This is a genomic window from Actinoplanes sp. NPDC048988 (assembly GCF_043197815.1).
Classification (GTDB): Bacteria; Actinomycetota; Actinomycetes; order Mycobacteriales; family Micromonosporaceae; genus Actinoplanes.
In genome coordinates this window covers 517,367-535,560 of the sequence record NZ_JBICTW010000004.1, presented here as the reverse complement: position 1 = coordinate 535,560, position 18,194 = coordinate 517,367, and the positions used below count along the sequence as shown (strand labels likewise).

Sequence of the window (18,194 nt, the reverse complement as noted above, 5' to 3'; positions counted from 1 at the left end):
ACACCCTCCATGAACCGCAGGGCCCTGTGGCCTGTGCTCATGGTCGCCGTCACCGCCGCCGTCGTCGCGCCCGCGACCGCGGGGGCACAGACGACGGCCGCGGGCAGCCCGCCCACGCTCAACGTGAGCGACGGGCGGACGCTCGACGGCACCACCCGCATCACCGCCGACCCGACCACCGAGGGCGACGCCGTCGTCGCCCTCACCGTCGACGGCAAGGCGCTGGACGCCGACAAGACCGCCGGCACCGCCCACCTCAGCTTCGACATGGGCGGCAACGGCACCGAGGGCCGCTACCACAACTATCTGGTGGTGAACGGCCACACCGCCGAGGCCGACCGTCTCTACCTGCCGGACATCGCCGGCGGCGTGCGCGGCACTGTCGACATCCCCGGCGAGTGGCTGCACAGCGGCGTCAACACGGTCACCGTCAACGCCGGCGCCAACTGGGTCGACACGACCAGCACCACCGCCACCGGCGTCGAGACCCTGCCCAACGGCGAGGGACTGCGCTGCCCGAACTACGACGACTTCGCGATCAGCAGCATCGGGCTCGGCCTGCTCGGCGTGGTCGCCGACAGCGAGCAGAACGCGTTCAGCTACAGCTTCGGCGACGGCACCTGCGGCACCTCGAAGAAGCTGCTGACTCAGCCGCTGACCTTCGTGATCTCCGGTGAGCCGGGCAGCACCGCCGGCCTCGGGGCCGATCTGGACACCACGAAGCTGAGCAACGGCACGCACACGATCGCGGCCGTCACCGCGACCGGCGGCACCGCGAGCGCCACGGTCGAGGTCAACAACGACCCGGCCGGCGCCGCGAAGATCACCCCGGCCGACGGCGTGCTGGTCCGCGGCGAGCAGCGGATCATCGCGGCCCCGGCCACCGGCGGCGGCGAGGCGGTCGCGAAGCTCGCCGTCGACGGCAAGGACGCCGAGGACGACGAGACGCTGGCCGGCACCTCGGCCACGCTGGCCCTGACCGTCGAGGCCGGCAACTCGATCGAGGCCAAGTACCACAACTACCTGCTGGTCAACGGCAACCGCGTCGACCTCGGCGGCGACTACGGCGTGGCCGGGGCCGAGACGGTCAGCCTGCCGTTCCCGGCCCGCTTCCTGCACAGCGGCGACAACGTCGTCGAGCTGCGCACCGGCACGTACAACGGCACGTCGGCCGGCGCCACCTGCGCCAACCACGACGACTTCAAGGTCACCCGCAGCTCGGCCACGCTGACGCTGTCGACCGAGGGCACGGTCACGGCCGGTACGACGTACCTCGTCACCGCCGGCACGAAGGCGGCCACCACCGCCGAGTCGATCGCGCTCGGTGACGGCACGTGCGGCGCCAACAAGGACCTCGAGCTGCACTTCGGCGTCGCGGGGGCGCCCACCACCCGTACCACCGGAACTCTCGGCAGTGGGGGCGACGCTCACCTGAAGGTCTTCGTCGGCGGCAACGGCTCCGACGGTGGCTACGACAACAAGGTGCTGATCAACGGCATCCCGCTCGACCTCGGCCTCTGGGAGAAGGAGACGGCCGACCTCGCCTTCCCGAACGAGTGGCTGGTGCCGGGCCTCAACAGTGTCGAGTTCGTGGCCGGCAACGACCACGGCAGCAGCTGCGCCAACTACGACGATTTCACGCTGCGGGACTTCGCGCTGACCCCGGCCGGTGGTAGGGCGACCCAGGTGACTCGCCTGATCGCCGGCACCACGGTCACGGTCGGCTCGGCGAGCTACCCGGCCGGATCGCCGGTCACCGTTTATGTCGGCGACGGCACCTGCGGCAGCAGCCACAACGCCACGCTCGACGCCACGATCATGTTCTACGTGACCGCCGCCGACGGCACGGCGCTGCCGGCGCTGGGCAGGCGGGCCGACCTCGACACCGCGTCCCTCGCCGACGGCAGGCACACCGTCACGGCCGTCGTGGGGGACAAGACCTCGACCCGCCGGATCACCGTCGACAACACCGCCCCCGAGATCGCGGACAGCACCCCGGCCGAGGGGCAGAAGCTCACCTCGACCGTGGCGCTGACCGTCGGCGTCAAGGACGCCTCGGGGGTGGCCGGCACGCCGGCGGTCACCCTGGACGGCAAGGCCGTCAAGGAGGGCGACGAGATCGGGCACGGCCTGCCCGCCGGCGCGCACACGATCGCCGTCACCGCGACCGACGTGCTGGGCAACACGGCGACGCGGGAGATCCACTTCACCAGCGCCTACATCCCGGCGGTGCCGACTTCATTGGAGGCCGTCGCCGACGGTGACTCGGCCACGTTGTCGGCCAAGCTCGACGGGCCGGCCACGGCGACCTTCACCGCGGCCGGCGTGGTGCTGCCGACCGGCGGCTACCAGGGCGTCTCCGACACCGTGCCGACCACGCTGGACGTGGCCCACGACGCCGCCGTCGACGTGAACTCGCTGCGGCCCCTGGACGGGAAGACGGTCGACACCCCGTCCGGCCGGGACGTGGTGTTCCAGCGGTACGACGTGGCCGTGGGCACCCCGGCCCAGGAGCCGACGCTGCGCTGGGAGGGCACCATCGACCCGGCCCGGGTCGCCGCCCTGCGCGTGTGGGACGCGGCCGGCGGCAAGTGGGTCGTGCTCACCAGCTCGCGCGGCCAGTCCGGCAAGGCCACGGTGCTGACCGCGGCCCTGCCCGCCGGCTACCGCGCCGGCGGCACCGCGCACGTGCTGGTCACCGGCGAGGACCCGTTCGCCGACGACCTGTCGCCGCGTGACTCGAGCGCGCAGAACGACAAGGACCGGTTCGAGGACCCGTCCACGTACGACTTCTCGCTCGCGCACTTCACCGACACGCAGTACATCACCGAGGGCGCGGCCGGCGGCACGTACAACGACTGGGACGGCGCCGACGAGGCGTCCGACGTCGAGACGGCCGAGGAGCAGGCGATCTGGCAGAAGGCGTACCGGTCGGAGACGCAGTGGATCGCCGACAACGCGGCCCAGCGGAAGATCGCCTACACCGCGCACACCGGTGACGTGATCGAGAACGACTACTACGACCCGCTGGCCCGCAAGGCCGACGGCTCGCTGCTGCGGCCGGGCCTGAACGAGCAGGTCGAGAAGGAGCTCGCGGTCTCCTCGGGCAACCAGAAGGTGCTCGACGACAACGGCGTGGTCAACCAGGTCATCGCCGGCAACCACGACAACCAGCTCGGGGCCGAGACCGGTCCCGGCTCCCGGTTCAGCAAGACGTTCAGCGCCGACCGCTACTACAAGGTCGCCAAGTCGTGGCCGGCCGGCGCCGAATACCACTCCTGGGACGAGAGCGGCGCCACCCCGGGCAAGGACAACCAGAACAACTACGTCCTGTTCAGCGCGGGCGGGCTCGACTTCGTCGCGGTCGGTTTGTCGTACGGGGTCACGCGCGACGAGGCGCAGTGGGCCGACACCATCTTCAAGAAGTACAAGGACCGCAACGGCATCCTGCTCTCGCACGACTACCTGAAGCCGTCGGCCAACGCCGACGGCCGCGGGGCGGCGTTCTCCGAGCCGGACGGATCGGCCCTCTACAAGCAGGTGGTGGAGAGCAACCCGAACGTCTTCCTCGTGCTCGCCGGGCACGAGCACGGCGTCGGCACCAACCTGAAGTCGAACATCGGCGTCACCAAGACCCACGACGTGGTCGAGCTGCTGGCCGACTACCAGTTCTACACGGTGGCCAGCTCGGAGCTGTGGCCCGACAAGGTCGACGCCAACGGCAACATCGACGTCAACGGCGACGGCAAGATCGACCACAAGGCCACCGACCGTCTCCAGTTCGGCGCGAGCTTCCTGCGGCTGCTCCAGTTCGACGTCAAGCGGGCCGAGCTGCACATCGACACGTACTCGCCGTTCCTGAACAACTTCGGGGCGACCGAGTACGACATCCGCCAGGACGGCAGCCAGACCAAGCCCCGCTACAACGGCGCCGAGGACAACCTCACCCTGCCGGTCGACCTGACCAGCCGGAAGACGTCGTTCAGCACGGACTCGCTGGCCGCGTACGTGCCCGGCGGTGTGATCGGCGCGACCACGCTCGACGCGGCCGGCACGGCCTCGGTGACCTGGTCGAAGTTGCAGCCGGTGACGGCGTACGCGTGGGTCGTCTCGGCGCGTAGCGCGGACGGCGGTCTTGCGGTCGCCCAGCCCGCGGTGTTCCGTACCACCAAAGCCAAGCCCGCGATCGGCGTGACCACCACGCCGGTCGACTGGGGAACCGCGGCGCCGGTGACGATCAAGGTCGCCGGTGGAGTGGGCACCGTGGCGGTCAGTGAGGGGGCCAAGGTGCTCGGTTCGGCCGCGCTTTCCGGTGGTACGGCGGTGATCGCCCTACCCAAGGGCCTCGCCGGCGGAGACCACGAGCTGACCGTGTCCTACTCGGGCAGCGACACGCTCGAGGCCGGCACGGTGACCGCGACGCAGGTGGTCCGGCTGCCGGCGGCGTGGAACGCGACGACGGCCTACCAGGCCGGCAACCGGGTCACGTACCAGGGCAAGGTCTTCACCGCGTCCTACTACGCTCGCGGAGCGGCACCGGGCGACCCGAACGGAGCGTGGCAGGAACTGGCCATGACCGAAGCCGGTGACGCCGTGTGGACCGCGTCGCGGATCTTCCAGGCGGGCGACGTCGCGCTGTACGACGGCAAGTCGTTCAAGGCCCGCTGGTACACCCGCAACCAGAAGCCGGGCGACCCGAACGGCCCGTGGGCCGAGGTCGCCCCGCCCAAGCCGGACAACAGCCCGGCCGACTGGACCCCGACGACGGTCTATCTCGGCGGGGACCGGGCCACGTACAAGGAGCACGTGTACGAGGCGAAGTGGTGGAACCGCAACCAGGCACCGGGCGCCGCGTCCGGCCCCTGGAAGCTGATCAAGTAGTTCTCCCTCGGGGGCCCGCGCACGTCGTGCGCGGGCCCCTTTCTCTATGCGAACGCGGCGGCGTGCTCGCGGGCGAAGGCGCCGATGTCGCGGGCCGGACGGCCGGTGAGGGCCTCGACGTGACCGGTGGCGTGCTCGAAGCCGCCGGCCCGGATGAGGGCGAAGACACCGGCCAGATGGGCGGCGAGCCAGTCCGGCAAGCCCGCCCCCTCGAAGCGCGGGCGGGCCTGCTCCTCGGTCAGGTCGAGCGCGCGGACCGGACGGCCGGTCGCGTCCGCTATCGCCGCCGCCACGTCGGCGAACGTCACGGCCGAGGGGCCGGTGAGGTCGTACGCCTGACCCTCGTGCCCCTCGTCGAGCAGGGCCGCGGCGGCGCCGGCGGCCACGTCGCGGATGTCGATCATCGCGACCCGCCGGCCCGCGGTGGGCGCGGGCAGCAGGCCGGTGTGTGCGACACCCTCGGCCACCATGAGCAGGTTGGCCATGAAGAACGCGGGCCGCAGGATCACGGCCGGCATCTCCGTCTTGCGCAGGTGATCCTCGATCTGGCCGTGCCATGTGAAGGCGGGTAGAGCCGAGGCGGGGTCGGCGTGCATCGCGGAGAGCTTGACGATCCGTTCGGCGCCGGCCCGGGTGGCGGCGTCGATCACCGCGGTCTCCCGGGCGACCTTCTCGGGGCCGTCGGCGGCGCAGACATAGACGCGATCGCCGGGTCGCATGTCCTCCACGGCCGTGTGGACTTCGGCTCCCCGCGCCCGCAGTTCGCGGACGAGGTGGGTGCCGACTCTTCCGGCAGCGCCGGTGACGAGGACGCGGGTCATGGGATTACCTCCGGTGGAATGTTGTGGCCCTGATGGAAGAAGTTGCCGGGATCCCACACGCGCTTGATCGCGGCCAGGCGCGTGTAGTTGGCGGTGGTGAAGGCGTCACGGGTCCGTGACGGATCGGTCAGCAGGGTGAGGAAGGAACCGCCGGTCGCGTACGGGCGCAGCCGTGCCGACAGCCGGTCCAGGGCCTCGTCGCCGGCCGGACTCGGCCCGACGGCCATGACCGAGAACGGCACGTCGCGGTGCCCGGCCGGACCGGCGCCCGGGCCGGGGCGGGCCATGGCGCCACCCCAGTGGCGTACCTCGACGAACCCGAGCGGCGAGTCGGGGGCGCCGGCCGTGACGACCGTGTCCAGCAGGTCGTCGGGCAGGGTGCGGAAGAGCTCGATCTCCTGGCGGACGGCCATCGGCGGCGCGTCCGGGCCGTTGGTGGCGTCGCTCGCGTCGGGAAAAGAGCGCATCGCGTACGCGTCGACCAGCGGCGGCCCGGCCGCCGCGAGCAGTGGGGCGAGCACCCGGTGGCCGTCGTCGCCATGGTGGAAGGCCCGGATCGCCAGCAGGCGGCGCCCGCTCGACGGCTCGCGGACCAGCAGGACGGCCGTGTTCATGGCCTCCGGCTCGCCGGGAGCCCAATCACGGTAGGCGGCGAGCGTGGCCGGCGCGCGCTCCAGCGGATAGAGGGACATGCCGGAGAACACCCGCCGTACGGGATAGAGCCGGAACTCCAGCGAAGTGACGACGCCGAAGTTGCCGCCACCGCCGCGCAGCGCCCAGAACAGATCCGGATGCTGATCGGCCGACACGGTGAGCGTGGTCCCGCCGGCGGTGACGACGTCGGCGCGGACGACACTGTCGGCGGCGAAGCCGAAGGTCCGCGACAACCACGACTGGCCGCCGCCGAGCGTGTAGCCGGTGACCCCGACGGTGCTGCAGCGACCGGCCAGCCCGGCCAGCCCGTACCGGGCGGCGGCCCGGTTGACGTCGGCCCACACCGCGCCCGGCCCGACCCGGGCGATCCGGCGTCGGGGATCGATCTCGACGCGGTCGAGGGCGGTGGTCTTGAGCAGCAGGCCGCCGTCAGCGGGTGCGAGGATGCCGTGCCCGGTGGCCTGCACGGCGAAAGGCAGGGCGTGCTCGCGGGCGGTGAGCACGGCCTGGCGTACGTCGTCCGGGCCCGCGGCCGCCACGATGACGGCCGGCCGCGACGCGAAGGCCCACTGCCAGCCGGCCCGGTGCCCGTCGTAGCCGGCGTCGCCGGGGCGGAACACCGGGCCGCTTGCGATGAAGGTCGTCATGCGGCCGAAGCTATGCAGGCGGCGGCCCGGGACGGATGCTGTGTGGATGTGGTCCGGATGTGTCGTGCGGGTGCTGGGGACGGCCGGGGTGCGTTCCGGGCCAAGGCTGGAACGCAAGGCCCGGGAGCTGCTGACCGTCCTGACCGTCCACGCGCCGGCCGCGGTCACCCTGGACGAGATGGCCCGGCTGCTCTGGGACGACCCACCGCCGTCGGCGGTCAAGACACTGCGCGCCCATCTTTCCCGCATCCGCGCGGCGCTTTCCACGTCCGTCGCCCTTTCCGGCACCGCTGCCCTTTCTGGTCCCGGCGGCTTTCCTGGTCGCCGAGCCGGGGTTGATTCCGAGGACGGCGCTGAGTCGAGGGACGCCGTCGACGTCGACGCCCGGATCGAGCGGGTCGGGCGGGACGCCTATCGCCTCGCGATCGAGCCGGGCAACACCGACGTCGGGCTGATCGCGGACGCCCGCGCCCGGGCCCGGCGGCTGCTCGGGGACGGGCGGCCGGACAGCGCGGCGGCGGTGCTGGCCGAGGCGCGCGAACTGTGGCGCGGCGACCCGGAACTGCCGGACACGGTCGCGGCGGCGGCGCTGCGCCAAGGCTGGCGGCAGGAGCGGCGGCTCCTCATCCAGGAACACCTCGGCTGCCTCGTGGCGGGAGCCGACCCGGGCGCGGCCCTGGGGGAGCTGGAACGGCTGACCACCGCCGACCCGCTGGACGAGCCACTGTGGGCCCACTACGTGCGCGCGCTGAACCGGGCCGGCCGGCCGACCGAGGCGCTGCGGGCCGCGGCCACCGCCCGGGCCGCGCTCGTCGAGGTCGGCCTCGACCCGTCGGCCGCGCTGCGCGCCGCGCAGACGGAAGTGCTGCGGCCACCCGCGACCGCCGCGGTCCGCTACGCCACCGACGGAACCGGCTCGACCGCGTACAGCCGGCTGTCGGACCGCGGCCACGACCTCGTCGTGCTCAACCCGGGGATGCTCACCATCGACGGGCTGCTCGACGGCCCGTACGCCCGAACCGCTCTCAACGCTCTGTCCGAGTACGCCGCGGTGCTCTGCCTCGACCGGCGCGGCATCGGCCTCTCCGACCCGCTCGACCCGGAGCGGCCGCCGCTGCAGCAGTGGGCCGACGACGTACGCCGGGTCCTCGACGCCGCCGGGATCCGCCGCACCGACCTGTTCGCCAACTTCGACACCGGCCTGGTGGCGCTGGAGTTCGCCGCCCGGCATCCGGACCGCGTACGGCGCCTGGTCCTGGCCCAGTGTTTCCCGCGATACACGAGGAGCGGCGATTATCCGTACGGCCTGGACCGCCGTACCACCGAGACCCTGATCCGTGACACCGTCTCACCGGCCCGCGGCATGGATTCGGTGGCGCAGGCGGCGCCGAGCGTGGCCGCCGACGAAACCTTCCGGCAGTGGTGGAACCGCCTGGGCCGCCGAGCCGCCGCCCCCGCACCGGCGGCCGCGATCCGAGCGGTGGCGACCGGCGCCGACGTACGCCATCGGCTGCCCGAGGTGACCGCGCCGACCCTGATCCTGCATCGCCGCAACTGCCTCAACGTCGACATAGGACACGCGCACTACCTGGCCGCCCACCTGCCGTCGGCCCACCTGCGGGTCGCGCCCGGAACCGACGCCCTGTGGTTCACGGACTCGGCCGAGCTGAGAAGGTACGCGACGGACTTCCTCACGGCCTGAGAACAACCGCGACGCCGTCGGCGCGCGGGTCGCTGCCGGCGTCGAGAACATCCCCGCGCAGCCGGGCCACCTGAACGTGCCCGGCGTCGTCATGCGGCCCCGACGTGCTCTCGACGGCGTAATCACCGGCCTCCGCGGCCAGCCCCGGCTCGAGCAGCAGGGTGGGCACGGTCCGCCCGATCTCACCGGCTCCGATGACCCAGCGGGGCCGGCCCACGAGCTGATTCAGGTCCCGCGCGCCCACGACATCGGCCGCCACTTGAGCGAGAATCCACGGCTGCGACCGCCCACCCTGACACCCGAGGGCGATGACACCGTCACGGGTGACCGCGATGGTCGGGCACAGGGTGTGCGGCGGCCGCGAACCCCCTCGGATCCGCCCCGGATGCGCCGGATCGAGGCTGAACGACGACCCCCGGTTGTGCAGGACGACGCCCGTAGCGGGATCGAGCAGCCCCGCCCCAAAACTGAAGAACACACTCTGGATCAGCGTGACGGCGTTCCCCGCACTGTCCACGGCGCTGACCGCCACGGTGTCGCCGTTCGCACGCTCACCCCATGCGCCTTCTCCGCTCGCGCGTTCACCCCTCGCGCGTTCGCTCCTTGCGTTCGCCCCTCGCGCGTCTTCGCCCCTCGCGCGTTCACCCCGCCCGTCCTTACCCCTCGCCTTCTCATCCCGCAATTCGGATATTCCCGATTTGTTGCTTAAGGCTTCCGCGCCTTCGGAGTGATGGGGCAGAAGGCCGTCCAGATCGATCGGCCCAGTTCGGGGATCGCCCAGGAAGGCATCGCGGGCGGCCCGGGCTCGCCAGGCGTCCGCGAGCAACGTTCCCGAGCCGACCAGGTCGAGGAACGTGGCTCCCTGCACCGGAGGCGGCGCCGCCGACCAGACAACCCCGTCGACCTCCCGGCTCAACGGATCCACCACCTCGGCCCGGTGCGCCGCGAAGTCGGCTCCGGTCAGAGCGCTACCCAGCTTGCGGAGCCCCTCGACCAGCGGCGACCGGTCATAGAAGGACCGCCAGTCCTCGGCGATCGAGGTCAAAGTCCGGGCCAGAGCCGGCTGTACGAGGTGATCGCGCAGCCGGTCGCCATCCATGAGCAGGGCGGTGAGACCGGGGTCGGCGCGGATGACGTCCAGCCCGGCCTGGGCCGCGCGGCGCAGGCCCGGGCTCACCGCCACGCCCTTCTCGGCCAGGGCGATCGCCGGGCCCAGCAGCTCGCGCAGGGGGCGGGTGGCGCCCAGTTCGGCGATCGCCGCCCATCCCGCCACCACGCCCGGCACGGTGACGGTCTGCGGACCGGCGACCGGCATGTGAGCGCCGACCGCACGCCGAGCCGCCACATTCGTCGCGGCCGCGCGCAGCGCCTCCCCATCGGATGCGGCCGCGCGAAGGGCTTCCACATCGGTCGCGGCCGCGGCGGCGCCGATCGAGAGCACGGCCCGTGGTGGCCGGCCGGCCGGGCGGACGATCGCCACCAGGTCGCCGCCGATCGAGCACTGGTGCGGATAGACGACGGTCAGCGCGGCGGCCGCGGCCAGGGCGGCGTCGAAGGCGTTCCCGTCGATCGTGCGGGCGGCGCCGGCCGCGCCCGGGTGGGGCGCGGCCAGTGCGACAGCGAGGGTCATGCGGAAAGACTAGAGAAGAACGCCCGTACGTCGTCGATGAAAAGTTTCGGCTCCTCGGCCGAGAGGAAGTTGCCGCCGGCCGGCAGCTCGGTCCAGTGGGTGACCGGGGTGTCGCGGTCGGCGAACCGGCGGATGGTGATGTCGGTGACGCCGAGGGCCACGCCCAGCGGGAAGGTGGAGCGGGGCTTCGGGGCCCAGGCCGCCGGGTCGTGCGCGGCTTCCCAGTACAGGTTGGCCGACGAGCCGGCGGTGCCGGTGAACCAGTAGAGGCTGACGTTGGTGAGCAGCAGATCGATGCCGACGGAGTCCTCGGGCAGTTCGGCCGCCGGATCGGTCCACTCCTTGAACTTCTCGGCGATCCAGGAGAGCTGCCCGACGGGCGAGTCGTGCAGCCCGTACGCGAGGGTCTGCGGCCGCGTCGACTGAATGACGTTGAAGCCCATCTTGTCGTCCCGGAACTCCTGAAGGCGCTGCAGCCGCCCCTGCTCGGCCTCGGTGAGCCCGTCGAACTCGGCCGGATCCCCGGTGGGGAACGTGATGTGCCCGTTGACGTGGGCGCCGATCACCCGCTCGGGCGCCTGCCGCCCCATCTCGACGGCGATGGCGCCGCCACCCCCGGTGCCCTGCACGCCGTACCGCTCGTACCCCAGCCGCCGCATGACCTCGTGGTAAGCCCCCGCGATCTTCGGCGTGTTCCACCCCGCGGCGGTGAAAGGCCCGGAAAAACCAACACCCGGAGTGCTTATGAGTACGAGGTGGAAGTCCGCCTTGAGCGCCTCGACAACCGGAAGGTAGAGCGCGAAGGACCCCGGCCAGTCATGGGCGAACACCAGCGCCGTCGCCTCCGGATTGTCCGAGCGCACGTGAGCGAAGTGCAGGGTCTGCCCGTCCACTTCGGTCAGAAATTGCGGAAGCTCATTGAGCCGCGCCTCAGCGCCCCGCCAGTCGAACTGCCCACCCCAGTACTCGGCCAGCCCACGCAGGTAGTCAACCGGCACACCCCGCACCCACCCCTGCCCCGGAACCTCAGGCGACCACCGAGTACGAGCAAGGCGCTCACGAAGATCAGCGATCTCAGCGTCAGAGATGTCAATGCGGAAGGGGCGGATCGCGGTCATTACCAGTCTCCTCCATCAGCGGAACAGAATGTTCCGTTCCGCTATCGACTGTACTCCGAGACGCAGCGGAACGGAATACTCTGTTCCGCAAAGCTCCGGCGCCTCCTCGACCGCATCCCACATCGTGTCCTTCTTGTCCGCGTTCTCCTGTCATGCCGCTTCCTGCGCTCGGTTTCTCACCGCGCCGCGCCCTGTCTGGCCGCGCCCTGTCTGGCCGCGCTCTGTCTGGCCGCGCACTGCCTGGCCGCGCCCTACCGGGCCTGCTCTGTCTAACCGCGCTCTTCCTGGTCAGCTGTCCCGTGTCTGGGCGTCCCGTATCCGTGCCTTCCGGCCCGAGTTCTCTGGCCGAGCCCTCCTGCGGTCTTCTGCCGCGCCCCGTCCGAGCCGAGTAATCCGCACATGCCGCATGTCGCCGATGCCCTCCGCGTCTGAGTGAGTCCCTTGGCTGCCTTCTTTTGCCCGGACCTTGGCTGCGCTCTCCTCCCGGGCCCTTCGCCCGCGTTCTCCTCCCGGGCCCTTCGCCCGCGTTCTCCTGTCCGCGCCTTTGCCTGCGTTCCTCCGTACGAGAGCGGAGCGGAACGTTCCGTTCCGGTAGGCTGTGGCTATGGCGATCTCTGAGCGGGCCCGCAGGGCGGCCCTGAATGACACCGCGATCCTGGCTGCGGCTCGGGACGTCTTCATCGCTGACAAGCGGGCGCCGATCTCGGAGGTCGCGGAGCGAGCCGGGGTCGGGATCAGTGCGCTGTACCGGCGGTATCCGAGCAAAGAGGAACTGCTGCGGGTGCTGTGCCACGACGGCCTCAAGACCTTCATCGCGGCGGCCGAGGACGCCACGGCCGAGCCGGACGGCTGGGTCGCGTTCGAGAACTTCCTGCGCACGGTTGTCGACGCGGACGTTCACTCGCTGACCGTGCATCTGGCCGGCACGTTCACGCCGACGGCGGAGATGGACGACGACGCCGCCCGGGCGAACGACCTGGCCGCGGTTCTGTTCGACCGGGCTCGCCCTTCGCTGCGCTCGGGTGTCGTGATGGCCGACGTGACGATGCTGCTGGAGATGTGCGCGGCGGTTCGGATTCCCGACGCCGAACGCACCAAGGAACTGCGCGAGCGCTACCTGACCCTGCTGCTTGACGGCATCCGCGCCGGCGCCGACTTGCCGGGTCCCGAGCCCACCGACGCGGAACTCGGCTGGCGCTGGCGCCAGTAACGTACTCGCGCCGACCGGGTCGCGAGCCCACCGAGGCGGAACTCGGCTGGCGCTGGCGCCGATAACGTAGCCGCGCCGACCGGGTCATCGCCGGACCGCTTGCGGGCCCGCGGCGAATACGCGCCATAGCGTGGCGACCGCGGTATGAGCGATCGCTGTCAGGGGGCGGGGCGCTCGACGACCATCTCGTTCGGGCCTGGTGCCGGCGAGGTGGCCCGGCGGGCCCGGTGGCGGTTGCGGGCGCTGGTACGGGCTTGGAGTGCTCCGATGATCAGGACGAGCAGGACCGCGAAGGCCAGCAAACCGATCGGGTCGGCCATGCGGGTGGCGGGGGTGTGGACCGGCGGATGGTCGTGGCTGACGAAGCCGGGGATCGAGGGCAGCGCCCAGGAGATCACCAGCGCGATCAGCAGGGCGCTGACGGCCGAGGCGAGCGCTCCCGGGCCGGCACGGCGCCGCCGTACGGCCACGACGGCGCCGGCCGCGACACTGCCGATCAGCCCCGCCCCGACGTTGGTCACGAGCACGGGGGCGGCCAGCACGAGCGCCGTCCACAGCGCGGCGGCAACCAGCGCGGCCAGACCCACGTCGCGGATCGAAGCACCAATGGCCATAGGAAGACGCTAGTCGCGTGCGGTGCCCCGTCAATCGGCCGATGGTGCGTGCCCTCGAGGGCTCGGTAGGCCCGATGACCGGGTGGGGAGCGTTCGTAGCTACCTTTTCATGCGTGGCCGCTACCCGCCTGAACCGTGTCGCTGTGCTTGTGCTTGAAGGGGCTAAACCCCTTGACGTCGGGATTCCGGCTCAGGTGTTCACGACGCGGGCCAGCATGCCGTACGAGGTGAAGGTCTGTGGGGCCAGACCCGGGCTGGTGACCGGTGGGGACGGGCTGTCGTATCACGTGGCGGACGGGCTTGACGCGCTCGAGTGGGCGGACATCGCCTTCATCCCCGGATATCGGCGGCCCGACCAGGAGGATCCGCCGCGGGAAGTGGTGCGGGCTTTACAGGGAGCCCACGAACGAGGGACGCGGCTGGCGGCGATCTCCACCGGCGCGTTCGCGCTGGCGGCGACCGGGCTGCTCGATGGGCGGCGGGCCACCACGCACTGGCATTACACGCGGCAACTGGCGTCCAAGTATCCGCATGTGCGGGTGGACGAGAACGTGCTCTTCGTCGACGAGGGCAGCGTGCTGACCTCGGCCGGGGCGGCGTCCGGGATCGACCTGTGCCTGCACATTCTGCGCGGGGACATGGGTGTGGCCGCGTCCAACCACGCGGCGCGGCGGCTGGTGGCGGCGCCGTACCGGAGTGGGGGTCAGGCGCAGTATGTGCCGCGCAGTGTGCCCGAGCCGCTCGGTGAACGGTTCGCGGCGACGCGGGAGTGGGCGCTGCACCGGCTCGGCAAGCCGCTCACGCTGGAGATTCTGGCCCGGCACGCGCGGGTGTCGCCGCGGACGTTCTCGCGGCGGTTCGTCGAGGACACCGGGTACACCCCCATGCAGTGGGTGATGCGGGCCCGCATCGACGTCGCGCGGGAACTGCTCGAACGTTCCGAGCGCAGCGTCGAGCAGATCGCGGCCGACGTGGGGCTCGGCACCGGGGCGAACTTGAGGCTGCACTTCCGGCAGATCCTCGGGACGACGCCCACCGAATACCGGCACACGTTCGCTGAGTAGGCGTTGGCGCGATCCTTACGGACCATGGCGCTCGCGCCGCTGTCACGCTTCCGGGCCGGCGGACAGTCTTGAGGGCATGACACGCATCGCGATCAACGGATTCGGCCGCATCGGGCGCAACGTGCTGCGCGCCCTGCTGGAACGGGACAGCAAGCTCGAGATCGTGGCCGTCAACGACCTCGCCGATCCTACGGCGCTGGCGCGGCTGCTCGCCTTCGACAGCACCTCGGGCCGGCTCGGCCGCCCGGTCACCGTCGAGGGGGACACGATCGTCGTCGACGGCCGGCGCATCAAGGTGCTGGCCGAGCGCGTACCGGCCGACCTGCCGTGGAAAGAGCTCGGGGTGGACCTCGTGCTCGAGGCGACCGGGCGCTTCACGTCCGCCGAGGCGGCCAAGGCCCACCTGGCCGCCGGCGCGAAGAAGGTCTTGGTCGGGGCGCCGTCGGACGGCGCCGACGTGACGATCGCCGTCGGGGTCAACAGCGACGCCTACGACCCGGCGGCCCACACCATCGTCTCCAACGCTTCCTGTACGACGAACGCCCTGGCCCCGCTCGCGCAGGTCCTCGACGAGCTGGCCGGCATCGAGCACGGCTTCATGACGACCGTCCACGCGTACACCCAGGAGCAGAACCTGCAGGACGGCCCGCACCGGGACGCCCGGCGGGCGCGGGCGGCCGCGGTCAACATCGTGCCCACCACGACCGGCGCCGCCAAGGCCATCGGCAAGGTGCTGCCGAACCTCGACGGCAAGCTGTCCGGCGACTCGATCCGCGTGCCGGTGCCGGTCGGCTCGATCGTCGAGCTCAACACCGTCGTCGCCCGTGACGTCACCCGCGAGCAGGTCCTCGAGGCCTACCGGGCGGCGGCGAACGGCCGGCTGGCCGGCGTTCTCGAATACTCCGAGGACGCCCTGGTCTCCTCCGACATCGTCGGCAACCCGGCGTCGTCGATCTTCGACTCGGCCCTGACCCGGGTCGAGGGCCGCAACATCAAGGTCGTGGCCTGGTACGACAACGAGTGGGGCTTCTCCAACCGCGTCATCGACACGCTGGAGCTGCTGGCCGCCACCGTCTGAGGCTCACCGGGCGGCCACCCACGTCGCGATCTGGGCTCGCCGCGAGACGCCGAGCTTGGTGCGGATGTGCTCGACGTGGGCGGCCGCCGTCTTCGGCGCGATGGTCAGCGCCACGGCGATCTCGCGGTTGGTCCGGCCCTCGGCCACGAGCCGCGCCACCTCCATCTCGCGCGCCGACAGCACGGCCGGTTCCGAGGGCGGCGAGGAGACAGGAGCGGGAAGACCCGCTTGCGTGTACGCCGTGACAGCGGCCTCGCGGAAGGCGGCCGCGTCCGCCGGCCGGCGCGAGCGGGTCGCGCACCGGGCCTGATCGAGCAGCACGGCCGTGCCCTCCCAGAACCGTCCCCGGGCCGCCCAGAACGCGGCGGCCGAGGCCAGGGCCACCCGCGCCTTCCCGGTCTGGCCCTCGTGCAGCAGGATCAGGCCCTCGGCGTGGTCGATGGCGCCGAGCGTGCCCGGGATGCCCCGTTCGTGCAGCAGTTCCGACGCGCGCCGCCACCAGTCGCGGGCGGCCGTCGGGCCGGTGGCCGTCAGGTGCGCCCGGGTGCCCGTCACCACGTACGGGAAAAGGTAGGCCGCGTCCCGCACGCGCGAGGAAGCCGCGAAGCCCTCCTCGCAGAGGCCCAGGGCCGTGCCGAGATCGCCGCGCGCGAGAGCCACCTCGGCCTGGCCCCACCACGCGGGGGAGAGGCGCTGCAGCTCACGCATCGCGGCGCCGAGCCGCGCGGCCTCGTCGAGATGTGTGGTGGCCTCGTCGTACCGGCCGCGGCTCAGCGCGACATAGCCGAGCACGTGCCGGGCCGTGATCTCCGTGGTGATGCCGCCGCCGTCGGCCAGCACCCGCCGGGCCAGCATCGACGCCTCCTCGACGGCGCCGGTCGCCCACCGCACGTGCGCGAGGTGCGCGGTCATGTAGTGCTCGTCGTTGACCCGTTCGGCCCGCGCGGCGTAGGCGATCCCCTCCTCGAGCACATCGGCGGCCCGCGGGTACTCCACCAGCACGGACAGGCTGGAACCGAGCATCCGGTACGCCCGCGCGGCCTGCGCCTCGAGCCGCAGCCCGGCCGAGCGGGTGATCGCCCCGCGCAGCAGCTCCGTGCCCTGCGCCATGCGCCCGGCGAACAGGAACACCGACCCCACCGTCGCGTCGAGGTCGCAGCGCACCTGATGGCCGCCGTCGTCCGGCAAGTCACCGGTGAGGGCGCGGGCCAGCTCGCCGTCGGCGATCGCCTCGGTCAGCCGGCGGTCCAGCATGTACGCGGCGGACAGGGCGGCGTGGATCCGGGCCCGCTCGGGCGCGCGGCCGGCGACCAGCGGCAGGGCGTCGCGCAGGGCGGCGGTGCGCTCGGTCAGGCCGGCGCCGAGCAGATGGCGTACGGCCACCCAGTCGGGCAGAAGCGCGGCCGCCCCCGGGCCGTCGCCCCGGTCGAGCCGCAGCCGATACGCCTGCTCGTAGCAGTCGGCCGCCGCGGTGTTGTCGTCGACGGCGGCCAGTTCGGCGGCCAGCGCGGCCAGCAGTCCGGCCCGCTCGGCCGGCGGCAGCGTGGCCGGCCAGGTGCGCCGCGCCCGCCGGTAGAGCTGGACGGCCTCACGGTGCGCGGACATGGCCGACGCCTCGGTGGCGGCCGCCAGCGCGTGCCGGAAGGCCCGGTCGGTGAGGCCGGCCCGCTCGTACTGGTCGCTGAGGAACGCGTCCGGAAAGCCGGCGGCCGCGGCGGCGGCCCGGGCGTGCAGATCCCGCCGCCGATGCGGGGCGATGTCGGCGTAGAGCGCGTCCCGGATCAGCGCGTGCCGGAAGTCGTATCCGTCCCGGTCGTCGCGCGGGCGCACGAAGAACCGCGCGGTGAGCTCGCGCAGCCCGTCGTCCACCGCGTCCGGGCCGGCACCGGTGATCGCGGTCAGCAGGCCCAGATCGAAGGAGCGGCCCAGCACGGAGGCCACCTCGGCCAGTGCCCTCGCCGCCGGCGACAACGCGGCGGCCCGCGCGAGCACGGCATCGGCCAGCGTTTCCGGTACGCCGTCGTCGGTGCCGGCGGCCAGGAACTCCTCGACGTGCAGGGGGATGCCGTCGCTGCGCGCGTGCACGGCGGCGGTGACCGATCGCGGCAGGCCGGCCCCGGCGATGGCGGTGGCCATGGCGGCCGTCTGGGCCGGGTCGAGGCGGGGGAGCCGCACCTCCTCGGCCAGCCGCTGGGTGAGCAGGCGGGTACGCCACCGCCGCATCGGCACCCGCGGGTAGAGCTCGTCGCTGCGGTACGTGCCGACGACCATCAGACGCCCCTGCTTGGCGCGGGCGCCCAGGCGCCCGATCACGTCGAGGGTCAGGTCGTCGGCCCAGTGCAGGTCCTCGCAGGCGACCAGCAGCGGCCCGGCCGTGCCGGGCCGGGCGATCAGGTCGGCCAGGTCGGCCACGAGCAGGCGGCGCTGCCGGTGCTGGTCGCCGTCGGCCAGCTCGTGCAGCCGTGCGGCCAGCCGTTCCCCGGCGGCCGCCGTCTCCGGCCTGAGGCGCATCTCGGCCCCGAGGTCGGCCAGCACCCCGCCGGCGATCTCACTGTCGCCGGGCGCGGCGCCGGCCGCGATCACGAGGTAGCCCGCCGCCCGGGCCCGGCCGGCGATCTCGCCGAGCAGCCGGGTCTTGCCGATGCCGGCCTCACCGGCCAGAAAGAGCAGCTCACCGGTGGCGGCGGTCAGTCGCCGCTCGGCCAGCGCGATCAGGTCGTCGCGCCCGACGAGCACGGGGCTGCTGAGCGTCACCCCGCGACTTTAGGCCGGCCG

General features: G+C 72.3%; 11 protein-coding genes. 5 read left to right on the top strand and 6 right to left on the bottom strand.

Features of this window, described 5'->3' with window-relative positions:
• Positions 1-9: 9 nt before the first annotated feature.
• The gene (locus ACGFJ7_RS16840; RefSeq protein WP_392642647.1) at positions 10-4,881 is read left to right on the top strand and encodes a carbohydrate-binding protein; all 4,872 of its coding nucleotides are present in this window, start codon (positions 10-12) and stop codon (positions 4,879-4,881) included.
• 44 nt (positions 4,882-4,925) lie between these two features.
• Here the strand turns inward: ACGFJ7_RS16840 and ACGFJ7_RS16835 are convergent, their stop codons facing one another.
• Complete coding sequence (locus ACGFJ7_RS16835) at positions 4,926-5,702, bottom strand: NmrA family NAD(P)-binding protein (protein WP_392642646.1); 777 nt, start codon at positions 5,700-5,702, stop codon at positions 4,926-4,928.
• Positions 5,699-7,003, bottom strand: a complete 1,305-nt coding sequence (locus ACGFJ7_RS16830) for an FAD-binding oxidoreductase (protein ID WP_392642645.1) — start codon at positions 7,001-7,003, stop codon at positions 5,699-5,701. The genes ACGFJ7_RS16835 and ACGFJ7_RS16830 overlap by 4 nt, the downstream gene beginning before the upstream one ends.
• A 46-nt stretch (positions 7,004-7,049) precedes the next feature.
• On the opposite strand from ACGFJ7_RS16830, the gene ACGFJ7_RS16825 reads away from it, so the two are divergent.
• Positions 7,050-8,705, top strand: a complete 1,656-nt coding sequence (locus ACGFJ7_RS16825) for an alpha/beta fold hydrolase (protein ID WP_392642644.1) — start codon at positions 7,050-7,052, stop codon at positions 8,703-8,705.
• On the opposite strand, the gene ACGFJ7_RS16820 is transcribed toward ACGFJ7_RS16825, so the two are convergent.
• Complete coding sequence (locus ACGFJ7_RS16820) at positions 8,695-10,335, bottom strand: gamma-glutamyltransferase (RefSeq protein ID WP_392642643.1); 1,641 nt, start codon at positions 10,333-10,335, stop codon at positions 8,695-8,697. The two genes, ACGFJ7_RS16825 and ACGFJ7_RS16820, sit on opposite strands and share 11 nt — an antisense overlap.
• A complete protein-coding gene (locus ACGFJ7_RS16815; protein ID WP_392642642.1) occupies positions 10,332-11,453 on the bottom strand; it encodes an epoxide hydrolase family protein in 1,122 nt (373 codons plus the stop codon). Before ACGFJ7_RS16815 ends, ACGFJ7_RS16820 begins: the two co-directional genes overlap by 4 nt.
• Positions 11,454-12,057: 604 nt before the next feature.
• On the opposite strand from ACGFJ7_RS16815, the gene ACGFJ7_RS16810 reads away from it, so the two are divergent.
• The gene (locus tag ACGFJ7_RS16810) at positions 12,058-12,663 is read left to right on the top strand and encodes a TetR/AcrR family transcriptional regulator (RefSeq protein WP_392642641.1); all 606 of its coding nucleotides are present in this window, start codon (positions 12,058-12,060) and stop codon (positions 12,661-12,663) included.
• A 158-nt stretch (positions 12,664-12,821) separates the two neighbouring features.
• Here ACGFJ7_RS16810 and ACGFJ7_RS16805 read toward each other — a convergent pair whose 3' ends face one another.
• Entirely contained in the window at positions 12,822-13,277 is a 456-nt protein-coding gene (locus ACGFJ7_RS16805; protein ID WP_392642640.1) for a hypothetical protein, read from the bottom strand.
• A gap of 74 nt (positions 13,278-13,351) precedes the next feature.
• Here ACGFJ7_RS16805 and ACGFJ7_RS16800 point away from each other — a divergent pair, with 74 nt between their 5' ends.
• Together ACGFJ7_RS16800 and gap are read left to right on the top strand one after the other, a co-directional pair.
• Positions 13,352-14,341 (top strand): GlxA family transcriptional regulator, encoded by a 990-nt coding sequence (locus tag ACGFJ7_RS16800; protein ID WP_392642739.1) that lies wholly within the window; start codon positions 13,352-13,354, stop codon positions 14,339-14,341.
• A 76-nt stretch (positions 14,342-14,417) separates the two neighbouring features.
• A complete protein-coding gene (gene gap, locus ACGFJ7_RS16795) occupies positions 14,418-15,419 on the top strand; it encodes a type I glyceraldehyde-3-phosphate dehydrogenase (protein ID WP_392642639.1) in 1,002 nt (333 codons plus the stop codon).
• A gap of 3 nt (positions 15,420-15,422) precedes the next feature.
• On the opposite strand, the gene ACGFJ7_RS16790 is transcribed toward gap, so the two are convergent.
• Entirely contained in the window at positions 15,423-18,173 is a 2,751-nt protein-coding gene (locus ACGFJ7_RS16790) for an ATP-binding protein (protein WP_392642638.1), read from the bottom strand.
• Between the last annotated feature and the right edge of the window lie 21 nt (positions 18,174-18,194).